Source organism: Paenibacillus amylolyticus (assembly GCF_051136285.1).
Classification (GTDB): domain Bacteria; phylum Bacillota; class Bacilli; order Paenibacillales; family Paenibacillaceae; genus Paenibacillus; species Paenibacillus amylolyticus_F.
Map to the genome: position 1 here is coordinate 2173552 of NZ_CP194938.1, position 22107 is coordinate 2195658.

Annotated in this window: 23 protein-coding genes, 1 tRNA gene and 1 riboswitch; of the genes, 5 read left to right on the top strand and 19 right to left on the bottom strand. The window is 45.6% G+C overall.

The features are described from left to right. Window positions 1-129: 129 nt before the first annotated feature. Both ACR8BL_RS09665 and ACR8BL_RS09670 read left to right on the top strand, forming a co-directional pair. Window positions 130-597 carry a DUF2621 family protein gene (locus ACR8BL_RS09665; RefSeq protein WP_434752421.1) on the top strand — a complete coding sequence of 156 codons (468 nt, stop codon included), beginning with the start codon at window positions 130-132 and terminating at the stop codon, window positions 595-597. A gap of 175 nt (window positions 598-772) precedes the next feature. Next, window positions 773-1684 (top strand): TIGR01777 family oxidoreductase, encoded by a 912-nt coding sequence (locus tag ACR8BL_RS09670; RefSeq protein ID WP_434752422.1) that lies wholly within the window; start codon window positions 773-775, stop codon window positions 1682-1684. Between the two features lie 25 nt (window positions 1685-1709). Here the strand turns inward: ACR8BL_RS09670 and ACR8BL_RS09675 are convergent, their stop codons facing one another. The 16 genes from ACR8BL_RS09675 to ACR8BL_RS09750 all read right to left on the bottom strand — a co-directional run bounded on the left by ACR8BL_RS09675 (window position 1710) and on the right by ACR8BL_RS09750 (window position 16132). After that, on the bottom strand, window positions 1710-3383 hold the full coding sequence (locus ACR8BL_RS09675) for a DUF6382 domain-containing protein (protein ID WP_434752423.1): 1674 nt from the start codon (window positions 3381-3383) through the stop codon (window positions 1710-1712). A gap of 165 nt (window positions 3384-3548) precedes the next feature. After that, on the bottom strand, window positions 3549-4040 hold the full coding sequence (locus ACR8BL_RS09680) for an A24 family peptidase (protein WP_434753063.1): 492 nt from the start codon (window positions 4038-4040) through the stop codon (window positions 3549-3551). A gap of 30 nt (window positions 4041-4070) precedes the next feature. After that, window positions 4071-5042 carry a pilus assembly protein gene (locus ACR8BL_RS09685; RefSeq protein WP_434753064.1) on the bottom strand — a complete coding sequence of 324 codons (972 nt, stop codon included), beginning with the start codon at window positions 5040-5042 and terminating at the stop codon, window positions 4071-4073. Between the two features lie 95 nt (window positions 5043-5137). Beyond that, window positions 5138-7255 (bottom strand): hypothetical protein, encoded by a 2118-nt coding sequence (locus ACR8BL_RS09690; RefSeq protein ID WP_434756651.1) that lies wholly within the window; start codon window positions 7253-7255, stop codon window positions 5138-5140. Window positions 7256-7345: 90 nt separating this feature from the next. Then, the gene (locus ACR8BL_RS09695; protein WP_434752425.1) at window positions 7346-8023 is read right to left on the bottom strand and encodes a TadE/TadG family type IV pilus assembly protein; all 678 of its coding nucleotides are present in this window, start codon (window positions 8021-8023) and stop codon (window positions 7346-7348) included. Beyond that, window positions 8001-8195 carry a Flp1 family type IVb pilin gene (locus tag ACR8BL_RS09700; protein WP_434753065.1) on the bottom strand — a complete coding sequence of 65 codons (195 nt, stop codon included), beginning with the start codon at window positions 8193-8195 and terminating at the stop codon, window positions 8001-8003. The genes ACR8BL_RS09695 and ACR8BL_RS09700 overlap by 23 nt, the downstream gene beginning before the upstream one ends. A 53-nt stretch (window positions 8196-8248) precedes the next feature. Beyond that, window positions 8249-9118: a type II secretion system F family protein gene (locus ACR8BL_RS09705; protein ID WP_434752426.1), complete on the bottom strand. Its 870-nt coding sequence runs from the start codon at window positions 9116-9118 to the stop codon at window positions 8249-8251. 12 nt (window positions 9119-9130) lie between these two features. After that, window positions 9131-9916, bottom strand: a complete 786-nt coding sequence (locus tag ACR8BL_RS09710; protein ID WP_434752427.1) for a type II secretion system F family protein — start codon at window positions 9914-9916, stop codon at window positions 9131-9133. Between the two features lie 42 nt (window positions 9917-9958). Continuing rightward, window positions 9959-11254 carry a CpaF family protein gene (locus ACR8BL_RS09715; RefSeq protein WP_434752428.1) on the bottom strand — a complete coding sequence of 432 codons (1296 nt, stop codon included), beginning with the start codon at window positions 11252-11254 and terminating at the stop codon, window positions 9959-9961. Continuing rightward, complete coding sequence (locus ACR8BL_RS09720) at window positions 11251-12519, bottom strand: hypothetical protein (RefSeq protein WP_434752429.1); 1269 nt, start codon at window positions 12517-12519, stop codon at window positions 11251-11253. Before ACR8BL_RS09720 ends, ACR8BL_RS09715 begins: the two co-directional genes overlap by 4 nt. Before the next feature lie 159 nt (window positions 12520-12678). Next, entirely contained in the window at window positions 12679-13062 is a 384-nt protein-coding gene (locus tag ACR8BL_RS09725; protein ID WP_434752430.1) for a VOC family protein, read from the bottom strand. Between the two features lie 231 nt (window positions 13063-13293). Then, window positions 13294-14151 (bottom strand): DUF6612 family protein, encoded by an 858-nt coding sequence (locus ACR8BL_RS09730; protein WP_434752431.1) that lies wholly within the window; start codon window positions 14149-14151, stop codon window positions 13294-13296. A gap of 130 nt (window positions 14152-14281) precedes the next feature. Next, window positions 14282-14704, bottom strand: coding sequence for a thiol-disulfide oxidoreductase DCC family protein (locus ACR8BL_RS09735; protein ID WP_434752432.1), 423 nt, complete (start codon window positions 14702-14704; stop codon window positions 14282-14284). Window positions 14705-14855: 151 nt separating this feature from the next. Continuing rightward, entirely contained in the window at window positions 14856-15134 is a 279-nt protein-coding gene (locus ACR8BL_RS09740; protein ID WP_090918103.1) for a hypothetical protein, read from the bottom strand. Between the two features lie 104 nt (window positions 15135-15238). Next, the gene (locus ACR8BL_RS09745; protein WP_434752433.1) at window positions 15239-15484 is read right to left on the bottom strand and encodes a zinc ribbon domain-containing protein; all 246 of its coding nucleotides are present in this window, start codon (window positions 15482-15484) and stop codon (window positions 15239-15241) included. A 222-nt stretch (window positions 15485-15706) separates the two neighbouring features. Then, the gene (locus ACR8BL_RS09750; RefSeq protein WP_434752434.1) at window positions 15707-16132 is read right to left on the bottom strand and encodes an organic hydroperoxide resistance protein; all 426 of its coding nucleotides are present in this window, start codon (window positions 16130-16132) and stop codon (window positions 15707-15709) included. 412 nt (window positions 16133-16544) lie between these two features. On the opposite strand from ACR8BL_RS09750, the gene ACR8BL_RS09755 reads away from it, so the two are divergent. Continuing rightward, window positions 16545-17897, top strand: coding sequence for an Nramp family divalent metal transporter (locus ACR8BL_RS09755; RefSeq protein WP_434752435.1), 1353 nt, complete (start codon window positions 16545-16547; stop codon window positions 17895-17897). A 327-nt stretch (window positions 17898-18224) separates the two neighbouring features. Here ACR8BL_RS09755 and ACR8BL_RS09760 read toward each other — a convergent pair whose 3' ends face one another. Both ACR8BL_RS09760 and ACR8BL_RS09765 read right to left on the bottom strand, forming a co-directional pair. Next, entirely contained in the window at window positions 18225-18977 is a 753-nt protein-coding gene (locus ACR8BL_RS09760) for an HAD family hydrolase (RefSeq protein ID WP_434756652.1), read from the bottom strand. Window positions 18978-19066: 89 nt separating this feature from the next. Beyond that, a complete protein-coding gene (locus ACR8BL_RS09765) occupies window positions 19067-19498 on the bottom strand; it encodes a hypothetical protein (protein WP_434752437.1) in 432 nt (143 codons plus the stop codon). A 114-nt stretch (window positions 19499-19612) separates the two neighbouring features. Beyond that, window positions 19613-19793, bottom strand: a riboswitch (cyclic di-AMP (ydaO/yuaA leader). A gap of 379 nt (window positions 19794-20172) precedes the next feature. Here ACR8BL_RS09765 and ACR8BL_RS09770 point away from each other — a divergent pair. Next, a complete protein-coding gene (locus ACR8BL_RS09770) occupies window positions 20173-20649 on the top strand; it encodes a glutathione peroxidase (RefSeq protein ID WP_434752438.1) in 477 nt (158 codons plus the stop codon). A 170-nt stretch (window positions 20650-20819) separates the two neighbouring features. On the opposite strand, the gene ACR8BL_RS09775 is transcribed toward ACR8BL_RS09770, so the two are convergent. Next, window positions 20820-20902 (bottom strand) — tRNA-Leu (locus tag ACR8BL_RS09775). Between the two features lie 454 nt (window positions 20903-21356). Here ACR8BL_RS09775 and ACR8BL_RS09780 point away from each other — a divergent pair. Then, window positions 21357-22058, top strand: coding sequence for an urease accessory protein UreF (locus tag ACR8BL_RS09780; protein WP_434752439.1), 702 nt, complete (start codon window positions 21357-21359; stop codon window positions 22056-22058). Window positions 22059-22107: the final 49 nt, after the last annotated feature.

Below are 22107 nucleotides of genomic sequence, written 5' to 3' on the forward strand. Positions count from 1 at the left end.
CGCGATTATCGAAATAAATCTAGAAATGCGATATAATTCAGATGAGAGGCTATTTTTGGCAGCTGATTACGGAACATAAGATGTATTTTGATCTTGCCGTGAAAATCAATAAACCGAGGTGATTCCGCGATGATTTTTAATACCTACGCCCAGCTTTTAACGAACAGCTCTCCCAGTAACTGGTTTATGAATACGATTGCGTTTTGGACGCTTTTGCTGCTTGGCAGCATGTGCATAGGTGGATTTTTCATGATGCGCAAGTTCCTCAAGGTGCTGCCGAAGGCTGACGGAAAGTCGAAGCTCGATTGGCAGAATCACTGGGTGGAAACAAGCCGGCACTTGTGGACGGATGAAGCGAAGGCTTTTCTGGATCAGCTCGTTGAGCCTGTGCCTGGCCCTTTTCGCGACATCGCCAAACATTCCATTGCTGCCGAGATTGGTAAAATTGCCGTGGAAGATCATGCCACCGAAGTGTCCAGAGATCATTGCATTAAAGGCTACATCATTGCGACACCAAAGCGGGACAACAAATTTCTGGTGAAATTTCTTGAGAAAAATAAAATTGACTATACAGCCTATCGCCATTTGATGAAATAATCATTGGAGTAAATATACAGAGTGGAACAGGTTGAAAAATAAAACAGGCCAGCATCGTTAGATATGGCACCAATTTGGTTAAATTAAACACATATTAGCTCCGTTCGGTAAGTCTTCTTCACCTTTTCAACTTACCCTGCGGGGCTTTTTGACCCCATTAGAGAGGATGTTCCATATGAAAATTGCCATTTGCGGGGGAACCGGATTTGTAGGAGGCGCTCTTGTGGATTACTGGCTACAGGCCGGATATCATGTGAAAGTAATCACTCGCAAACTTCCTGACATGCATAATCCGAGTAAAAACCTTACATATATCTCTTGGGAACAGCTTGAAGAAACGCCACAGGAACTGGAAGGTTTTGACGCTCTGGTGAATCTTGCAGGTGAAACATTGAACCAGCGCTGGACAACGAAGGCTAAGCTGGAGATTGTAGAATCCAGGGTTACAACCGTTGCCCGGGTTGCCAGGCTGGTCGAATCGCTAAAACAAAAGCCGGAAGTCGTTGTTCAGGCTTCGGCCATGGCAATCTACGGAACTTCACCCGATGAAACCTTTGATGAGAGCAGTCCGCAAAGGTCGATGAATTTCCCTTCTCGCGTCTCGGAACAGTGGGAAGTTGCTGCCGATGCCATCCGGGATGTAAGACTGGTCAAAATCCGTGTCAGCCTCGTTCTGGGTCACAAAAAAGGGGCATTCCCATTGATGAAACTGCCGTATATGCTGGGATTTGGCGGCAAGATCGGCAGTGGTAAACAATGGACCAGCTGGATTCACATTATGGATATCGTTCGATTGATCGATTTTACTATTCACAACAAGGAAATTTCAGGCCCGGTTAATGCCTCATCTCCCAACCCGGTGACTAATGATGAATTCGGCCGTACCGTAGGTAAAGTCTACCATCGTCCTCATTGGTTCCCTGTACCCAGCTTCCTGATCAAAACATTGGTTGGTGAACTATCCGTCGTCCTGCTTCAAGGGCAGCGAGTCATTCCGCAAAAAGCTTTGGATCACGGGTTTAAATTCACCTTCCCTACATTGACCCAGGCTCTGGAGGACTTGAAGCATCGCGGCTTGTCTGATTAAACGGGAAAACAGTGCACTGTAATGTTCATCCTGCCACTCGATAAACGTAGACCGATTCGGCCAGGATGAACGTATCCCCGTCCGTCAGTGGATATTCTTTGTAGGGAGCCAGCAGATTCCCTTGAAGCATCGTACCGTTAACGGAGCCTAAATCTTTAATTACATAACCGGACTGGCTTCGGCTCAATTCCACATGAGCACGGGATACACCTGTCGAACTATCTACACATTGAACCATATCCGCAGCCCTTCCAATAACAAATGAAGCCCCCTTCACATCAACACGTTCGCTCCGTTCACCTTTGTTTAAGTTTCGTTCCAGATAATAAGATGCTACATTAGAACTTTTACCTTCCGTCGCTGAGGACGCCAGTTGCTGAAGATTGACTGTTGCCTCTACGGCTGGAGCCGTGAATTTGAGCCGAGAAGTGGTACTGCTCTCTCCTCTCTGCTCCTCTGTATATAACGTTTCAGGCAGATTTGGACGAGAAGGTATACGCTCTTCATAAAGAGAATCTACAGGTGAAACATCTATCGAGGGATTCTTTTCTTTTTTGATCTGGTCAACCGTATTCCAGCGCCAGCCCTCCTGAAACATCTCCTCTTCTGCTTGAGGTCCCTTATCTTTTTTCCTACCCAGGATGGATAAAGATAAAGAATTTTGAATTCCAGGTTTATTTCGGAAATGGTTTGTTTTCTTCCACATCCAGCTTGCCACCGCAATTAACCCCAGACTTAGCGATATAGAGAGAATCATCCCGTTCTGCCCTGGCTGTTCCATGTAGATAAATCTCCATACTAATGCCATGGTGAGCATACACCCTAGCCAGATATAGGTTGTGCGGGATGAGTTAGGAGCCGAACTTTGCTCTTCAATCTCCACGTTTTCTTGTTCTATGGAAACAAATGAAGGTGAAGAAGACTCTATGCGAGTAGCGTTCTGTCTCTGATGAATATGGGTTGAGTTAACTACAGATGTCTGCCCCGCTGTTCGCCTGTGTAAAAAAGAATTCGGACGGAGCTTAATATCTTCGACATCTAAATCCCGCTGGATAAACTGCTGTTGCCGACGCAGAGGAACCTCTGACTGCTCTGTATCAAGCTTATTGTAATTAAAGTTGACCTCGTTTTCCTTTTCTAGCTGCTGAAAGTCTCTTGGTCGTACCAAATGGCCTGTACACAATTCCAGTAATAGCTCACGTAACCGCTGAATATCCCACCGCTCGTCATCACATAGTTGCAACACACGTTGTATGCCCTCGCCTTGTAATTCCTGAACATGTGCCATAAGCCTGATCACCAGATCACGGAATAACTGCGAAGTATAATCCTTCTGCTGAGTGTTCATCATGGGTACGTAAACTAAACCAAGCTCCCCCTGCTCAATAGATCCTTGAATGAAGATATAATCCTCCTGAATCCATAAATTTTTCGGCTCCAGCATGTACTGTCTGCATTCTACAAGCGTATCTGCCAACTGGAATAAAAGATGGTACAACACCGGCAAGCCGATCTGACCTGACTTTAACATCTGGGACAACATCTTATAACCAGAGATGTCATATTGCAGCGTAACATTTTGATCAATCTCTCGTGTATGTACTGACAGAAAGCGGGGAATTCGATTGGACAATAACATACCGATCTGTACCCTGCTGAGCTCCTCCATACGCAGTCCGTCTGCTTTTTCCAAAATCATAAATGCTCCACCATTACGCACAAAATCCCTCGTTAATCCATACATGCCGATCCTCACTTTCCATTGCTATTAATAAGTCGAACGAATGATGATTAGGACAGTTACTTCGACGAATAGAACAACCTTCCAAAATCTGTTATCTCCAGCACTTCTGTGACAGAATAACTATCCAGTCATATAAATCCATGAGCTGATGAAACCCGGCAGCACAGCAAGCATAAACGGAAACTTTAACGTTTTTTCGTGACTTACCAGTTGAAGAGAACCCAGCTTAAAGAAACTGATCAGATATAGTGCCATGCTACGTATTCGCTTCGCCGCATCTCTGCGAAATAAAAGAATGACTAAACCAATCACACCAGCGTACAGGATCGAGTATATGATCACATGTACACCAAATGTAAATCCCGTCCACGCACCTATACCCCCAAACAATTTCACATCTCCTGCTCCGACTGCACCAATTGCGTACATCAAAAACAACATCCCGAAACCGGCGGCAAATCCAGCCAAAGAGAACACCATACCATCCCAACCTCCCCATGCAAGATGTGTTACCACACCTGTTGCCGTTACGGGCAGAGTCAGCCGATTTGGAATTTTCATAGAGCGTATATCCGTTACGAAGGCGACCAGAAGATATACACAACAGATCATATAAAACCATCCCACCTACATCATCTCTCCTTATTTTCTGGATGCTACTGTGAACGAAGTTTCCGTCGTGGCACCTTCTGCCGTCTCTACAACAAAACTCCATACCCCTTCCGTTGTTCGCGTGCCGACAAACCAGGTCCACTCTATGATTCCATTCTCGTCAGCAACAGCCCAGCCAATATGCTTCGCAGAACTCTCACCAGACTTGTAAAAAATCGTGAGATTAGCCGTTGATCCCGGCTCGACTTGGACTTTTATCGTTGCATTGTTCCCTATAAATGCAGGATCCGGCTTCGATAAAACGGTTGCTGCTCCGGCATTATTTCCTTTCCCGTCTCCGTTACCAGTCCCCTCTCCTGTATCACCAATCCATATCCGTTCTGCCGCAGCAGCCTGAATACGCAGAGGATTACTAAGAAAAGGAATCTTCACAGGCAGCTCATAACTTAGCTCAAGCATGAAATATGGATTTGTTTTATTCTTCAGATCAGGAACGGACACTCCGTTAACATGGATTCGTTCCATGTACAGCAGTGTAGTTTCAACAAAAGGTTGCAACAACGGCTTCAAGACAGGGTCAAGTGCCGCTTCCAGTGCCGACGTTTTGATTCGTTGTAACGGTTCTTCACCATGCTTCGCAGCCGCTCGCACCCAGTCACTTAGAGGTACTGGTAAAGAAGAAGCGTAATCATCTGCCCATTCTGTCAGGGAAAGCTCAGGCCACTTCCAACTCTCCTTCGAGCTCTCGCCTCCTGCAGAATCGGAAGGGGTGAATACTAGTGAGACCGGATATACCTTTGTTGACAGCTGTTTTACCGTTTCACCCGCTGTACTTTGCAGAGCAGTTGAGATCAGCGTCATCTGAACAATAAAGATAAGGAACAGAATAAAGAATAAAAAAACAGGTAGAACCAATGAAGCCTCTAACACCATACTGCCCTGTTCTTTTTGGGATTCAATCATCTGTTTTCTCAATGACTTCAAGCGCTCCAATCTGCTCATCCGTTCGATCCGATGTTGCATCTGCACACTTGTCCTTTCATCCTGAGCCTGAACCCGTTTATCCATCGCACCTCCATTAACATGTTTCCACCTGTTCAATAGGAATAATCCGCCTTCCGCTCAATGAAAAACCGTCCATCCTGTACTTGATCCTCACTGCCCATAGCTGCGCCAATACTTCGCACGATCCCGGGTAAAAACCATAGTTTGACGCTGCTGCGCATCTGTCCGGATGCATAGGTCTGCTTCTCATCCGGGTTTACACCTGTATTCAACCGGATCAATGCAAGCATTCGTGACATCTTGCGGTCATTATTGCTGTGTATAAGCAGGAACAATCGCAAATGATCCTTGTACGTCAGTTTCACCTTGATATATTTGGATAGTTCAACACTACCGTCTTTCGCCAGCTTCACCATATCTTCTATAGCGTGCGTAATTCCGTATAGGATCGCTGCAGACAAAACAAGGAGCGGATTACCCAGCTTACTGTTCTCGGCAAGTCCTTCAGCTGTGCGAATGGCTAGGCGCATGCCGAAGATTTCAGCATACGCAGACGCGATGTTACCTGAAGGATTATGGAATCCGTATATGATATATTCGAGCTCCTGATTCTCCAGCTTAAACACCTCCTTAGCATCTCCACTGCCTTCCGTCCAAGAGAACAGTTGACCAAAGTCCATTGAGTTAAAATAAGCAAGCGCATATTCATTCTGAAACAACTCATCCCCAAGGCGATCCAGTAGTCCAGACATTTCGCCAAACAGATGATCCATGCCCTTCATCGCGCTTCCACTGGAGTCATAAGGATCACTTTCAATCCCTACCTTTTCCGCTTGCTCGGAGGTCCTTTCATTCAACGCAATGTTGGACTCATAAAACTGTTCAAGCTGTTTGAATGCATGTCTCGAACCGGAACTTCCTTTTTCAATTTGGGTCAATATTCGTTTCATTTCTTTCAATTTCCCTTTAGACTGCTTGTCATTCTCTTTACGCTGGGCATCCGATCCACGGCCGTTTTCAAGTTCCCGTTTACTTTGTGTAATGAGATTGGAAGGGCCTGATCTCCCGTAGGCATCCATATATCGTTCTGTAGTCAGACTTGCCTGCCTGACCACTGGTTTAATGGGGACACCACTCATCCCCGTCACATTACGAAGCTGTGTATTGAGTTCCAGGCTATCTTTTCGCACACTGGAGAAGTCTGCATTTTGCGAATGAATACGAGACTTTAACCGTTCAAACAGAGTATCCTCTCTCACAAGCTCCGAAGCGAGCGAACGAGCACTTTTGGCTTCATCGCCTGAACCTGCTGATGGAGGAGTTGTTCCAGGCAGGGCAGAATTTCCTACGTTTTCATAACTGGCACTCTCGGAACGACTTTCTCCTTCTGCAATCACTCGTTTCATTTCTTCATTAATCTCTTGAGCCTCTTCAATCTTGGCCTGCGCTTCCGTAAGCTTGGACTGATGTGCCTGCTGCGCTGGCTGTATAATCATGCTGATACCTGTCACAATTTGATTTACACCTGTTCGGTAACGCCCCAATTCCAATATGTACTGCTGTTCATTCAAAGGTAATGCTTCATCTGCCTGTTTCTTGCTTAAGTAATCGACATAACGTGCAGCTCCTTCTGCTGCTGTCTCTGGTGTTACTTCAAGCATTTCTTCATAGATGGCCTGGGCAGGCGGTTTCATAATCAGGTCCGGAAGTTTCATCAGCTTCTCGGCGGATTTCACCTGATTGGCGATGGCTTCATCCAGCAATTTCTCACGTTTGTCATAGAGCTTTTGCAATTTTTTCAATAGGTCAACCGTATGCGCCGCTTCCTTCATCTCGTCCGACATGGGCTTGAATCGATTAATCACTTCAATAGCAAAATCAACCGGAGCTCTATACTTCATGTCTTCCTGAATTTGACGATTAAAAATATCATACCTGCCCAGTTCACGTTCCATGCGGAGTGAAGTCGTGTCCCATTGAATATCCAGAATCGGGAAACCGTCCTTTACAGACGAAGGTTTCACACTATCATTCAATACCTTAGCCATGATTGCATCCCCGCTGCTATCCCCATATGCAAACAATCCATACTCTCGAAGTGAAGTGTCATAAGCTGACATAACCGATCTCATCGCAGCATGTGCCATACGCTCCGTTTGAACTTTGAAAGCCGCAATTCGGGCATAATCAATGAAAATAGCTACAAACATATACACTCCAGCCAAGATCAAGATGAGAAATAAAGTTACCGCGCCAGATTCACCATCTTTTTTTCTAAACAGCGCTCCCTCCTCCTTTGCTTATTTTTTGCTTTTACCAAAATACTGTACAACTTGTCCTGCTTCTGCAGCCGAAGCGGCTCCCTTTCCGCCTTTACCTTTAAACTTCGCACCGTAATAACGGGCCAAATCCACCGTCCGGATGAACTCAACCGGTTCTACAACTGCAGAGGAACCCTGTGTGAGCACACCATTACCTGAATTGAATAAAAATGAGGGCAGAGGCAGAGAAATGACTTGCTCAAGCCTGGTTATGACCTTCCGCTGGATCAGTGTATTTTGATACATCATTGTGCCCTTCATGGCTGAAGGCATATGACTGGAGGCTTGAATTAACTTCTTTTCCGAAAGATTACCATCTTCACCTCCAGGTACAGAAACACTAATCTCATTATCCGCTCCTGCCCATCCAAACAATGCGCCCAATAGCCGATCATCGGTTAACCGCCAGTACAGGTGGTCATAATCTCCAGCAGCATACTCACCTGTCAGTGCCTGCTTGCTACTGTTGTCCCAGCTATAGGCAGCTCGTTCTGAAGCCGCATAGGCATGCTGATTCAAAAATGTTTTTTGATACATGTACATGGTGAAGAAAAGCAGAAGCACAAGGATAAACAATATGATCGGGAAGATCAGGGAAGCTTCGACGGTGAAGCTCCCTTCTTCCTTTTCCAGCTTATTTACCCGGGAAAAATTCATTACTTTTTGTATCCACTTTACTAAGCAGACTTGTAATCAATCGTGTAATTTGATCTTTAAAAATCAGCGCAATAATGATAATCACACCGATAATTAGAATCAGTTCCAGCGTACCCAACCCGTCCTCTTCTTTCCATAATGCAGCTGCCTTGTTCTTTACCACTTCACTCATCTGACTTTTCACTTCCATCGTTTGCTCCCTTACTTCCATCGTCTCAATTCCTCCTACATATTCATCATCATAAAAGCAGGCGCTCCGATCATAACCACGATTGTAAAAAAGATTAACACCATCGGAAACACCAGTTTCGAAGAGGCCTGCTCTCCCTTGGCCCGGCTAACCGCCTTGCGTTTCTCCCACAAAACATGTGACAGATCTCGCAATGCCAATACAAAGTCACCTCCCCCACGCCGGAAATTCAGCAGCACCGTCGTTGTAAAAATCGTCACTTCCTGTACACCAGAGCGGCGGCTGAACTGCTCCAAAGATTGCTGAAACGAGTAGCCGTTATTCCAGTCTGCTACCGCTTTCCGCAGTTCGTTATACAATGGATGATCTCGCTCCTTCTGGCTATTCACGCAGTGAATGATTGCACGTTGCACTGTTTCTCCTGCCCCAACCAGGAGCACAATTCGATTGAGCAGCTCAGGCAGCTCTATGAGGATCTCCTGATCTCTCCGCTTTACTTTTGTATAGAGATCCTTGTACATCGCAAGCGGCAAAGCGATCCCGAGAATAAATCCTCCGGCTAATCCTCCCATTCCTGCATCCCCGACCAACGATAACAAACACCCTGCCATCAACATCAGCCATGAGTACGTCAACATCTCAGCACAATAGAGCAACGTTTTTTCACCGCTGTGCTGTATGCCATACATCTTCTGTATGGCGTGCTGCATTCGAAACATGAGTACAGGTAATCTGCGGCCGATCTCGAACTTGTCCAGCATAAACAGAAACGGGCCATGCATTTTTTTCAAACGTAAACCTTCCATAGTCAGCTTCCGCAAATGTCTGTAGGTTTGCCCCCGGGCTCGATCAAGCACAATCCAGCCCGCGCCAAGTGTTCCTCCAATGATGAGGGGAAGCAGCATCTTCTCAACTCCTCACACTTTGATATCCATAATGCGATGAATCCATAAATAACAGCAGACTAATACAGCAAGTGCACCCGTGGAGATGAGATATCCTATCCCGCTGTAGAGTGGTTCCATAAAATCCTTGGCCGTCAGGTTGAGAAATAACAGAAAAATGAAGGGTGCTGCAAACATTACCTTGGATTCAAATCTTTTCTGAGCCACGGCAACCATAATATCCTGTTGGATATCCAGCTTTTCTCCAATCACTGCGGAGGTGCGGCGTACCACTTCAATCAGATCACCACCCGTTCGTTTGCAAGTAACAAACACGTCTGCAAAATTTGTAATGTCTTCAATCTGTGCCCGTTCAGAGAAATCTTGTAACGCCTCTTCAATCGGCTGTCCGTATTCCATACGTATTCGCAATATTGTGAACTCTCGAATCAGGTCTGTATCTGCTTCAGGGTTCAACATCCGCAGGTCTTCAACAGACTCCTTAAAACCATTCTCCACTGATTTTCCAGCCGCCAATGCCGAGGATAGTGCGTAGAGAGCTTGCTTGAAATGCAGGCTAAGTGTCATCCTTTTGCGTTCCAGCAGTACCTTTGTCCAAAACCTGGGCACCCATATGCAACCTGCAGCCAGCATTATCCCGGCCAACCAATGATGATAAAATAACAATCCCACGCCGAAAAATAATAAACCACTGACCAGCATGCACATTAAACGTTGCCTTGAACTGAGCATATACACGGTGTAATCCGTTAACTCCTGCCTGCCTTGCTCCACATTGCATTCCCTCCCCATAATCATGTTTTGAATCTCATCCTATTTCTCATGTTATTCCTTACGCTACTACTGGTTTTCTTGTACGACCTGTTCATTTATCTGCTCTATGTATCCATCAAGCCATTCTCCAAGTCCAGCCATCCGAATCTTATCGACATTCATGAGTTTTCCCACCCTGACAAGTCCACCGATGATATGTCCCTCCTGTTCCTCCTGCTCCTGAAAAAGAAACAGCGGGTTCAGGAGTACTTCACCGTCCTGCATACCTATCACTTCACTAATCTCTGTCACGCGGCGTGAACGGTCTCGAAGGCGAGACAGATGCACAAATATATCAATGGCGGAACTAATCTGCTGCCTTACAACGGTAATTGGAAGTTCCGCTCCACTAAGCACCATCGTTTCAAGCCTGCTAATCATGTCCGAGATCGTATTGGCGTGGCCAGTCGACAAGCTTCCATCGTGTCCAGTATTCATTGCCTGTAACATATCCAGCGCTTCCGCTCCTCTAACTTCCCCAATCACAATCCGGTTTGGACGCATCCGTAAGGAAGATTTGATGAGATCCCGGATGGAGATAAGACCTTTGCCCTCTGTATTGGCATTCCGGGTCTCCAGAGAGACGAGATTGGGTACCGTCACAATCTGTAACTCCGCTGAATCCTCAATCGTAATAATCCGCTCATCGGCAGGGATGAATTGGGATAACGCGTTCAGAAAGGTCGTTTTGCCGGAACCTGTGCCTCCTCCGATAAAAATGTTGTATTTGCTCCGCACTAACTGTTGTAATAACACAGCTGCTTCTTGATGCAAGGCTCTCTTCTCAATCAGATCAGACATCTTCATTGGCTCACTTGGAAACTTCCGGATCGTCATCGTTGGACCCTTTAGCGCAATAGGCGGAAGTACAATGTTAACCCGCGAACCATCCTTCAGGCGTGCATCCACAATTGGAGAAGATTCATTGACAATCCGGTTCACGCCAGACACGATCATCTGAATAATATCCTCCAGCCGCTCTCTGGACTGAAATTGCAACGGAATCTGCCTAACCTCTCCTTCCTGCTCCACAAAGATCTCTCGATGACTATTGATCATAATCTCCGTAATGTCCGGGTTATCTACCAACGGTTGCAATATATCCAACCCGCGAAAAGAATCAAACAGTCGCTGCACCAGTGTATGGCGTTCTCCTGAGGTCAAATCCTCCAGATTCGGATCACCTAGGACTTTCCTCTCAATTCCTCGCCACAACTCCTCGTCGCCCGCAGAGGCAGTCAGATCAAGCGATGCTCGAACCTCCCTGCGTATCAACTGAAACTGTTCTTCACGGTCCGGGATGCTCCATGAACGATCCGTCATAACGACCGAGACTCCTGTTGAACCATGCGTCCCATCTGCCGCCTCTCTTCTCCCTCACCTTGAATCAGCAGTGCACATAATTTCTTCACTTCACGCTGGAAGATAGGCGAGCTCAGCATGACCTCTTCCTGATTCAGCTGCTTCCATGAAGGGATATAAGGCAATACCGCATCTACACGCAGATCAGGCCTTGGCAAAGGATTCATCACTTGCTCCCGATATTTGTTGATGACAAAATATGTATGCTCAAGCATAATTCCAAGCGCATCCGCCTGGGTACGCTCAGCGTGCTGCAGCCATTGCCCCCAGCGATGCATCGCAGCAATGTCATCCTCTACCAGCCAGACGTAGGTATCTGCCGCTTCCAGTATCCCATTGCTGCGTTCATTCCAGCCTGAATCTCCATCCAGAATCAACACCTCATACTGTCCACAGTCGACCAGATAGGAGATTAGATCCGTCGTGTCTGCTTTAGACATCTGCAACATTTCCTTGCGGTTAGCTAACGGCCAAAACACATCCGACTTCAAGGCCTCATGTGGAACAACATACTCAATTGCTGCTTGTAAGCCCGCACCTCTTTCTTGTGTAGAGCCTGATTCATTCCTTAATCCATGTCCTTGTAACTGCCCTCCCTTTACTTCCCTTCGATGAGCCTTCAGATCGTATAACAGCCGTGATAAACCCTTCTCTGCGTCTGTATGTTGCCTCTGACTGCCCTGCCTCAATCCTTTCTCCAGAAAAGGAAACGAGCTGTCCAGTGTCTCCAGATTGAGATACAACACAGCATACCCGGCAAGCCCAAGCTGCTTCGCCATATGCATAGCTACAGCCGTTTTACCACTCCCGCCTGATGCGGATAATACTGCGATTGCCAACGTTTCTTGGCCTGGACGTTGGTTCCTCTTGCTTCGCGGTTGCCGGCCAGCATTCCTCACGGCTTCCAGCAGAACGGGTAGAGGCTGATACTTCATGAGCCGCTTTGTCTCGTGTCCTTCGTCAGCCTCTTCACTGAGCATGAGCCAAGACACACCTGTGGCCTCCCCTCCATTCATTAGCCACAGATTCAAAAACTCAGGTTCAGCAATAATCAAATCAGGCATTTCGTGCTCTTCCTGTTCCGTCATATGATCTCTGAATGCCTCCCATTGGGAAAAGGCAGTAAATCGCATGTGCTCCCCTGATGAGCTACTCTGTACATAATCAAGCCAGGCATGAATATAGTCTTTGTCCCTCGATACCAGTACCGCCTTAAGTACAATCAATTTCTCCTTCCCTCCCTGCAAAAAAGCACAAAAAAACACCGCCCATTACCCGCATAAAGTTGCAGGATATGGACGGTGCTTCCGTCACGTGCTATGAATGTATGCACACTATAACATACAATTTATGGACGAGCAAGAGATTTATTCTATCCCATTGACCTAGGAAGCATATGGTGCCCCAAACTCGATAATATTCCGATCAGGATCAAGGATAAAAATCTGGGCGAAACCAGCCACACTATTCGGTCTCGCTTCATATTCAATGCCTTGCTCTTCCAGCCAGGCAATCGTCTCCGAATAACTCACCACCCAAAGTGCAAAATGCCCATCGGTTGTATCGATTCCTGCTTCCCGCAACGTATGCCCCTCTGGATGCTGCAACAGATGAAGCTGCTGACTGCCGATCGCGTACCACGTACCCGTAGAACGAAACGGCGGGCGTTCGATTTCCTGCATACCTAATAAGCCGGAATAGAACTTTTTGGCCGTCTCCAGATCTCGAACAGCCAGACTTACGTGATGAATATGTGCATATCTAATCATCTCGGTATCCCCCTCCCAGTACAACAATGATGCATAAATTTTACTCAGATACAATGGACACCCGTGCGCATTGTTAGCTAATGTCCATATTTATAAATAAATCATATATAGATATATTATACCACTCCAAAGAACGGACAAAATCAAAATCAAAAAAACACCCTCGATCCTCATCCGGCTTACCCTTAAGGGTATTCCGAAGACAGAATCAAAGGTGTTTCAAGCCTTTACTTATTTTGCGCTGTCCAGAGCCTCTTGTGGAATTTTGATTTCCGCAACTTTGTCATGGTTGGAGAACGAAGTGTCCATTTTCATGTCCATCGTCATTTTCTGATTGTTTTGCTCCATTTCCATCACCATCGCTACATCGATCTTCTCCAGAAGAGACGTCTCTTTGTTAATCAGATATTTCATTTTCATGCTCTTAATATTCATTTGATCAAGCATAGCCTGCATTTGGGCATCGGAGCCGTTTTGTTCCATAACGGATTTAGCCAACTCTTTGACATTGTCACCCGATACATCGGCATTCAGGACATAACTGTCGCCCTCTTCGGTGATCTTGACATCTTCTTTTACTTTTTTGAATTGATCCAGCTCTTTTTCCGGATTCATGCTTGCTTTCATCTGCTCGATGAGTGCCTTCGTTTGAGCTTCAGGGATAGTTACCCACTGGTCGCCCACTTGGGAGTAGATTTTGTCCGAAGTAATATACTGTTTTACATTTTGCTTCTGTCCGGACATATCCATTTCCATCTCTTGATAGATCATCATCGGATCTTTAATAATATCCATTTTCAAAGACGTTTTCACTTGCTGATCCTGAGATTGCTCACCAGCATCCAGCTTGATCTTCTGGTCAATGTTAGCTTCCGTAGTGAAACTTTTCAGTGCTTTGGTTGCTTCACCTGTTTTGGCAAGCAATTCATCCAGTGTAGGAACAGCCGCACTCTGTTCCCCTGTATTGTTACTTTCATTAGTTGTTTCGTTGCCTGCTGGCGGCGTTGCAGATTTGTTTGTATCGTTTCCACATGCTGCCAAGCTTACTGCCAATAACGCCCCAATGATCAATGTCGTCCACTTCTTCAAGTTGTTATCCTCCTAATAATGTAAAAATGATACAGCCTACTGTTATTACCCAATAATTCCCGATATTAATCACCTTACATGAAACTTCTTTCTTATGGAAGCTTTTCCTGAAAAACTGCTACTTATATCCTTATAAAAATCGATCTTTAGTCTCAGGTGTAGGCAACATACATGCGTCATCCTTCCCGAACCAGCGATACCGGTTGCGTGCAACCCAGTTGTATACTGCATTACGAATGAATTTGGGCACAACAATAAACATATAGAGTAACGGATAAGGAAACTTGAGACCTTTGGCCAACCTTAACGCTGCTGTTGAGCGTGTATAATATTTTCCATTCTCGATCAGTACAAACGTATCCATACTATCTGTCTTCAAGCCGCCCTTCTCCATCAGCCCTTTCGCAACATCCGACTGAAGTGAAGCAAAATGATATTTCCCCGCGGGGTCACGTTTAATAATCCATTTCGTTAATCCCTGGCAGAAGTGACATACCCCGTCTACAAGAACAATCGGGTGTCCCTCGTGTTTATCCTTTTGAGTTGCTGTCATAGTATAGTGGCCTCCTATAAGGTGCTGTGAGAATACTTACCCACTTTGAGCCATCTTTCTCACTGGATCTGAACTTTATATCTCCATTCCTTCACTATGAAAATAGAAAAAAAGCGCAGGCTCAGTGCCTACGCTCATATCTGTCAGCTAATTACTCAGCCAGTGCTTTTTCCATCCACTCGTCATTAATCATTTGCTGATGCAGGTCACCTGACCATTGATCCATACATTTGCAGATGAAGTCTTTGCGACATACAGGACAAGGTGTCTTCTGCAGACGGCTGATCGCAGTCATTTTCCAATCCGGAGATTTGGAGTAGAATACACGACACTGTGTACCATCTACCAGTTTCATCGTAAATTCGTACAATCCGTCTTTTTCGTTTTTGCTGGCTACTTGCAATTGTGCAATGCTTGGTCTATAAGACATGGATATCACCTGTGAATTCAAATTTGGTTCATGCTAATGACACTGACACTTTCAGTACTAAATCATATTAAAGAAATTTCAGGTCGATGTCAACTCGCGCATGTCTATCCACCGAACAGAATATCCAGAATCGTACCGACTTGTCCTTGTTTTTTTCCTTTTAGTACATCCGGGTTAAAGACTTCCACATATCCACAGGCCGTGCAGCCCACAAACAAATAATGATTATGCTGAATATCAAATACCTTGCTAAGCCCCGCTCCTGACATGGAAACTTCCTTGATACTGCAATCCGTTCCCCGACATTTGGTGCATACAAATTTCCTCTCGATCATCTCTTCAATACTCATGACCGTTCCCCCTTATGGAATATGTGGCATGAAGTGACTGTACTGTTATGTAAAAGAGTACGCGCTAACACGGGAAAAATCCTCCCCTATTTTCATATATAGAAAATAAAACCCTGCTGGGTCGCCAGCAGGGCTTGGTGCTTGAACATCAGGTATCGCTGGATACCCCGCTCTCTAATTTACCTGTAACTCTTGAAGAAAGAGCTCGGGTTCTCCTATTTATTAAACTACGTTCAGTACAACGTCGATGTTGCCGCGTGTTGCTTTAGAGTAAGGACAGAAGTCATGCGCTTTACGGGCAAGATCCTCCGCTTGACTGTGATCCACTCCTGGCATACTCACATCCAGGCGCACCGCCAGCTTGAATCCGTCATCTGTAGCATCTTTACCAATCGATACGTTGCTAGTCACAACGACATTTTCCAGTTTCACACCTGCTTTGCGAGCCACATTAGCCAAGGCGCTTTCGTAACATGCACCGTATCCAGCTGCAAACAGCTGCTCAGGGTTCGTGCCTTCTCCACCAGCACCGCCCAGTTCTTTTGGCATTTTCAGATCATGTTGCAATACACCGTCCGAAGAAGCCACCGAACCTGTACGTCCACCTTTTACCGTTGCTGTTGCTGTTGCTGTATATAAAGCTTCCATCAGAATCTCTCCTTCGCTACTAAAGTTTTATTTGCCTACAATTCATTTTAAACTTCTGGCTCGATTTGAAACGCCAGATTGTCCCCTTTATCAGCTTTTACATTTATCCGCATTTCATGCGTACCCTGTTAAAAGTCGTATTCTCTCGCAGAATGGGTACGATACAAAGAGACATTTCTAAAATAGAATTCTCAATATCACCCTATATCTTGTCCGACTACACAAAAGTTGCACTAGACAAAAATTATTGAGGGTGTACAATGTAAATGCGAACATAAAATTTTAGATATATGGACTGCCGTTTCATCACATTCATTTGTGGCAGTATTCGTGCCAGAGCACACCCCAAAAAATGAATTTTATTTCGGCTGCAAGCCGACCACATCTTAGTGTAAAGTCAGGTGATCTATCTATGAGTCAAAAAAATCCGTTCAACTCCACATCCGGCGAGTTTTCCCCTGCAGCAGCTATGGCCCCTTCGCTGGGTGAGGCACACAGTTCCATGAAAGTCCCAAAGAATGCGGCATGGTGGAGAAAATTCCTTGCCTTTGTCGGCCCGGGTTATCTGGTCGCTGTCGGTTATATGGACCCAGGGAACTGGGCTACCGGTATCGCAGGCGGCTCGAAATTTGGATATACCTTATTATCCGTCATTCTTATATCGAATATGATGGCCGTGGTGCTACAAGCCCTTGCAGGAAAACTGGGCATTGTCACTGGACGAGATTTAGCGCAAGCGTGTCGTGAACGTTTCAGTGCTCCTGTCGTTATGATGTTATGGATTTTGTGTGAGCTTGCGATTGCCGCTACCGATCTGGCTGAAGTGATCGGCTCAGCAATTGCCCTTAAATTGCTTTTTAATATCCCCGTGCTGTATGGCGTGATCATTACCGCAGTGGATGTGCTACTCATTCTTGTACTACAAAATAAAGGCTTCCGTGCGCTGGAGATCCTCGTCATCATACTGATGGCAACCATTGCTCTCTGTTTTGGAATCGACCTGTTTTTGGCGAAACCCGATATGGTCGGTGTTCTTCACGGATTCGTTCCTAGCACCGAGATTTTGCAAAACCCGGCCATGCTCTACGTTGCAATTGCTATCATCGGAGCCACCGTTATGCCCCATAATTTGTATCTTCATTCTTCCATTGTGCAGACACGCCAGATTGAGCAGACCACTCAGGGCAAAAGAGAAGCTATCCGTTATACCACGATGGATTCAACTATCGCTTTGACACTAGCCCTGTTCATCAACGCCGCCATCTTGATCGTATCTGCGGCTGTTTTTCACAGCGCGGGCATGACACAGGTCGCTGAAATTGCAGATGCATATCACCTACTGACTCCGTTGCTCGGCACCACTGTTGCCAGTATTCTGTTTGGTGTCGCTTTGCTTGCATCAGGTCAGAACTCCACCCTGACAGGCACTCTCGCGGGGCAGATCGTCATGGAGGGTTTCCTGAATATTCGTATTCCGGCATGGCTGCGCAGACTGGTCACACGTTTGATCGCCATCATCCCGGCTGTCATCGTCACTGCGGTTGTGGGCGAACACGGTGCAGAGCAACTGCTGATCTTAAGTCAGGTCGTTCTATCTCTGCAATTACCGTTTGCCATCATTCCGCTTGTTATGTTCACAAGTGACAAAAAACGTATGGGGGCTTTTGTCAACAAATTGTGGCTCAAAATTGTTTCTTGGGCTATTGCCGCTATCATCGTAGTGCTGAATGTGTATTTAATTATCCAGACCATTATTCAGTTCTAACTTTTATAAAATTTGAAATAAGGATGTTTACACTTACACTCCGATGACAGAATAATCTTTCAATCGCTGTTATCCCCAGATTTTTTTGATTCCTTTTCCAAGGAAAAAAATCCGGTGATAAAGGCGAACGCTTCGCTTTTCCAGATTTTCTCTGTCCTCTCCGTTATTGTGTAAAAAAACTAGTTCAAGTTTTATAAGGCCATAATATATAAAAAGGCTGATGCGCCACGGTATCCTCATACCAGCGAATCAGCCTTTTTGTGTTTTTATTTTGTAACCAGCTCCAGCTGTATCTACCTCTAACTCGAGCCAGATCTAACCTCATGTTCATACAGATCTGCTCGTATCCCCATCAGGTATCAGCAATGGCAGCAGTTCATCCAGCGACTCGACCGTCCAGTCTGCGCGCTCGTCATCCGAAAGCTCCGGCTGGAACCTTCCGTACCCTTGTAAAATACGAATCGTGCGCAAGCCCAAACTACGCGCTGGCATAATATCATTATCGATTCGATCTCCGACCATCACTGCTTCTTCAGGAGCGCATCCCGCCTGCTTCAAAGCAACCGCATACAACTCTGGATCGGGCTTAGACACCCCTTCTTCTGCCGAACATGCCAGAACATCAACATACCTCCGAAGTCCGTAGCTCTCCAGCCTCGCTTCCGTTCCAGGACTCTGATTGGCGATAATGCCAATTCGATAGTGCTGTGAAAGCTGCTCCAGCACCTTGGTTGCGGAAGGGAACGGCTGCTCCAGCTCTTTATGGAATTTCAGCTTGTCCTGAATCTGATTGCGATGATCTTCATCATGAATGTATGTGCGTATAGCAACTTTCATAGGCCACTGTTCATAATTGCGGTAACAGGTTGCAAACAGTTCGCGTACCGCTTCAATTTTTACTGGATATCCGTACGCACCGGCCTCTCGAACGAACTGCCCGATAATATCGTCTACAGGCTCCCATTCGTCCACCAGCGTATCCCCCACATCAAAAAACAACCACTTCAATCCGGCAATATCCGGCACGCCGATTCCTCCTTGTAAGCCGCAGGTCACCCCTAGCTTGCATACTGTATCCATAAAAAAAGAAGACCCACGACAAGCATGAGTCTCCTCAAATTCCGTTAGTCTGTACCTGCAATTATAGCAGGCACCTTACATCGGATCAATCACAAGCTGCTGACCTCAGCTTCCGGTTTATTGCAGCTATTAAGTAGAAAACCAACTTCTCCATTCAATGAATACACGATTTTGTCTGCACCCATGCCCCGATAAATCCCTTTAGGGTGACTCTGCTCGGTGATTACACATAAGGACTTCGATGTCCATGAGCGGCAAATCTGCAGGTAACGGCAGGTCAAATTCAGACTATTTTCAAAAATAAATACATTCCCTACACTTCCCTGTGGCAAAAACCATTTCTCAGCCGCTGCCGTATTCATACGAATGACGTGTTCTACGCCAATCCGGCGAAGTTTGCGCTCCTCACCAGCACTGTTCGTCAGAACGGCAAAAGGCATTTTTTTATACATCAGCAATTTAACAAATTTACGTCCAGCTTCATTCGGAGCCGTTACCAAAATCATCTCTGTATCCATCATTCGTTCCTCCCTTGGCGTGAAAAGACAACAAAAAAGAAGCGTGGGGACCAAGGCCTCCGAAACGCTTCTTAAATAATCCATGGCGAAAACGCCATGAACCAGCGTGCGGTTTGTTGCCTCTCCCTTTAACGCTTACGAGGTTAGCTGACGGATTCGGACGCGAGAGTCGCCCTATTTCCGGCTGTCACCGGAAAATTCACCCCATGGACGTGCACTGCTGTAATACAATACAGCACGTCCTTTTGGTTCCCCCGTTTTCCACTCACTACGAATGGAAACTCAGCGATTAAAACATCGTTCGTAAATCTTGAGTATAAGACCGATCGATATTATCGTTTGTTTCGTTTTTCATGTACAATTTAATTAAAATTCAAATTACGCTATGAATCATACACCCGTGCCATGATCATGTAAAGTGCATCCAGATCACCGAAACGTCAGGTTTCCCGCAATATCCATCAAGAATAACGCTTACAATGGGGTTATACGCTATCCACCTCTTCTAATCTAGTTATTTCTCGTCCGCACAGAAATGGATTAATACATTTCCTACTCATTCAGGATTCAGGCTCCGTTAATGGTTATAACAACGTGAAACCAAAATAAATTTTGCATTATTTAATTGCATAAAATATAATAAGTACATCAAGAATAATAATATGGAGGCGATCCCCATGTCAGTCTATGATTTCAAAGTAAATACCCTCCGCGGGCAAGAGATTGAGATGTCCCAATATCGCGGTAAAGTGTTGTTAATTGTAAACACGGCAAGTCAATGCGGTCTCACCCCTCAATTCAAGGGCTTACAGGAGCTGCAAGACAAATTCCAGGATGCTCCGTTCGAAGTGCTTGGATTCCCAAGCAACCAGTTCGCGCAGGAAAAGGGCTCTTCTGATGATATTGCCGAGTTCTGCCAGATGAACTACGGCGTAAGCTTCCCTATGTTTGAAAAGATTGATGTCAATGGTTCCAGCGCTCACCCGCTCTTCCAGCATATTTCAAAAGAAGCACCAGGCTTGCTTGGCTCCAAAGCCATCAAATGGAACTTCACCAAATTCCTTGTCGATCAGGACGGTAAAGTTGTAAAGCGGTATGCACCGCAGACTACTCCGGACAAAATCGAAGAAGATATTCAGAAACTCCTTAAATAATCAAGTCTATACAAATATACAAACAGGCCACCCTTTAGCCAAGAGCAGGCACTCTGCTCAAGGCTAAAGGGTGGCTTGTTTGCATTTCGATAATTACAAGAAACGTTATCAAATAAAACGAAAAAGAAGCTCTCCATCAAGGAAAGCTTCTTGCAAAACTCTTCATATAATGCGGTCGAGAGGACTCGAACCTCCACGGGCATACGCCCACTACCCCCTCAAGATAGCGTGTCTGCCATTCCACCACGACCGCATGTCGTAAATTATCGGCAACAGAATTGATTATACCGGATTCACCCGAAAAAGTAAAGCACTTATTACTCTTTTCTTATCTCAGACCAATTTAACATTTAAGCTATACACTCCCCTTTCTGGTTTACCTATAATCTGCACAAAATACAGTCATATTTCCCCGGAAAGCACATATCATTAAATCTGATTCCTCCAAAGAAGAGCTGTCATTTGAAAACAAATGATTTCATCTTCACAACGAAAGCATAACTTGAATTACACCCATTATGTTATATTAACTAACACAAAATATTCATATAATATATAAAATCTATTTTTTTAAGGTAAATTATTGACAAAACACGGATAATTATGTGAATATATATATCATATAATTCGGAATTACACACAAGTTATAATCAACAATGATTAAATGTAATTAAATTTAACATCAAAAACACAGGAGGCGAGAGATCGTGAACCGCGGGAATAAGCTGCTTGATTACGCGAAACTGCTTGATCCCTCTGTCCAGGTTGGAGGGTTCACCCATTTCTTCGGCATGGATAACCATATCAAGGAAGGATCTATTCGGACAGCGGAAGACCTCGAATCATTCATGCGTTGTCAGTTACACCCCAGCCTCGTTCGTCTCGAAGGTATGGCAATCAAAGGTATTTACACCGCAACAGAACACAAGGACACTTGGCGTATTGCCCTGATCGACAAACTTGTGCACGTACAGCGAACGCCCGCTGAATTGAGAGATCAAGCAACAACCATAGGCAAACGCTTAATCAAACTCTCCCGTGCTTTGCATCCCTGGATCGACTTCAGCCCACTTGAACAAATCTACACCAAGTACAATTCCGTCGGCTGTCTCCCCACAGTTCACGCCTGGATCAACCACCACCTCGACATCCCCGTCGAAGAGGCGGTTCTCGGTTACTTACATTCAGCTATGAATGCATGCGTATCCGAAGCCTGCAAAGTGATACCACTAAGTGAAAATGCTACTCGGGAGCTGCTGGTTCGTCTGGCCGCAGACCTGGAAAACGAATGGACTACCGTTAGCGCTTCTTCTCCAGATACACATTCACACTCCACGCCCTTATCTATGAAGTCAATGTTCCCCAGCTTCCATATGCTCGGAGCAGGCCTCCACGCTTACAGAGCATAAGTTCCTCATTCCTCTTACAGACTCTTCAGAGCACACCAAAAACACGCCG

Bases quoted from the DNA above. Each gene is read 5' to 3' on its own strand.
- ACR8BL_RS09665 (WP_434752421.1), top strand. From the start codon at position 130: ATGATTTTTAATACCTACGCCCAGCTTTTAACGAACAGCTCTCCCAGT.
- ACR8BL_RS09670 (WP_434752422.1), top strand. From the start codon at position 773: ATGAAAATTGCCATTTGCGGGGGAACCGGATTTGTAGGAGGCGCTCTT.
- ACR8BL_RS09675 (WP_434752423.1), bottom strand. From the start codon at position 3,383: ATGATTTTGGAAAAAGCAGACGGACTGCGTATGGAGGAGCTCAGCAGG.
- ACR8BL_RS09680 (WP_434753063.1), bottom strand. From the start codon at position 4,040: ATGATCTGTTGTGTATATCTTCTGGTCGCCTTCGTAACGGATATACGC.
- ACR8BL_RS09685 (WP_434753064.1), bottom strand. From the start codon at position 5,042: ATGAGCAGATTGGAGCGCTTGAAGTCATTGAGAAAACAGATGATTGAA.
- ACR8BL_RS09690 (WP_434756651.1), bottom strand. From the start codon at position 7,255: ATGTTTGTAGCTATTTTCATTGATTATGCCCGAATTGCGGCTTTCAAA.
- ACR8BL_RS09695 (WP_434752425.1), bottom strand. From the start codon at position 8,023: ATGAATTTTTCCCGGGTAAATAAGCTGGAAAAGGAAGAAGGGAGCTTC.
- ACR8BL_RS09700 (WP_434753065.1), bottom strand. From the start codon at position 8,195: ATGAGTGAAGTGGTAAAGAACAAGGCAGCTGCATTATGGAAAGAAGAG.
- ACR8BL_RS09705 (WP_434752426.1), bottom strand. From the start codon at position 9,118: ATGCTGCTTCCCCTCATCATTGGAGGAACACTTGGCGCGGGCTGGATT.
- ACR8BL_RS09710 (WP_434752427.1), bottom strand. From the start codon at position 9,916: ATGATTATGGGGAGGGAATGCAATGTGGAGCAAGGCAGGCAGGAGTTA.
- ACR8BL_RS09715 (WP_434752428.1), bottom strand. From the start codon at position 11,254: ATGACGGATCGTTCATGGAGCATCCCGGACCGTGAAGAACAGTTTCAG.
- ACR8BL_RS09725 (WP_434752430.1), bottom strand. From the start codon at position 13,062: ATGATTAGATATGCACATATTCATCACGTAAGTCTGGCTGTTCGAGAT.
- ACR8BL_RS09735 (WP_434752432.1), bottom strand. From the start codon at position 14,704: ATGACAGCAACTCAAAAGGATAAACACGAGGGACACCCGATTGTTCTT.
- ACR8BL_RS09740 (WP_090918103.1), bottom strand. From the start codon at position 15,134: ATGTCTTATAGACCAAGCATTGCACAATTGCAAGTAGCCAGCAAAAAC.
- ACR8BL_RS09745 (WP_434752433.1), bottom strand. From the start codon at position 15,484: ATGAGTATTGAAGAGATGATCGAGAGGAAATTTGTATGCACCAAATGT.
- ACR8BL_RS09750 (WP_434752434.1), bottom strand. From the start codon at position 16,132: ATGGAAGCTTTATATACAGCAACAGCAACAGCAACGGTAAAAGGTGGA.
- ACR8BL_RS09755 (WP_434752435.1), top strand. From the start codon at position 16,545: ATGAGTCAAAAAAATCCGTTCAACTCCACATCCGGCGAGTTTTCCCCT.
- ACR8BL_RS09760 (WP_434756652.1), bottom strand. From the start codon at position 18,977: ATGGATACAGTATGCAAGCTAGGGGTGACCTGCGGCTTACAAGGAGGA.
- ACR8BL_RS09765 (WP_434752437.1), bottom strand. From the start codon at position 19,498: ATGATGGATACAGAGATGATTTTGGTAACGGCTCCGAATGAAGCTGGA.
- ACR8BL_RS09770 (WP_434752438.1), top strand. From the start codon at position 20,173: ATGTCAGTCTATGATTTCAAAGTAAATACCCTCCGCGGGCAAGAGATT.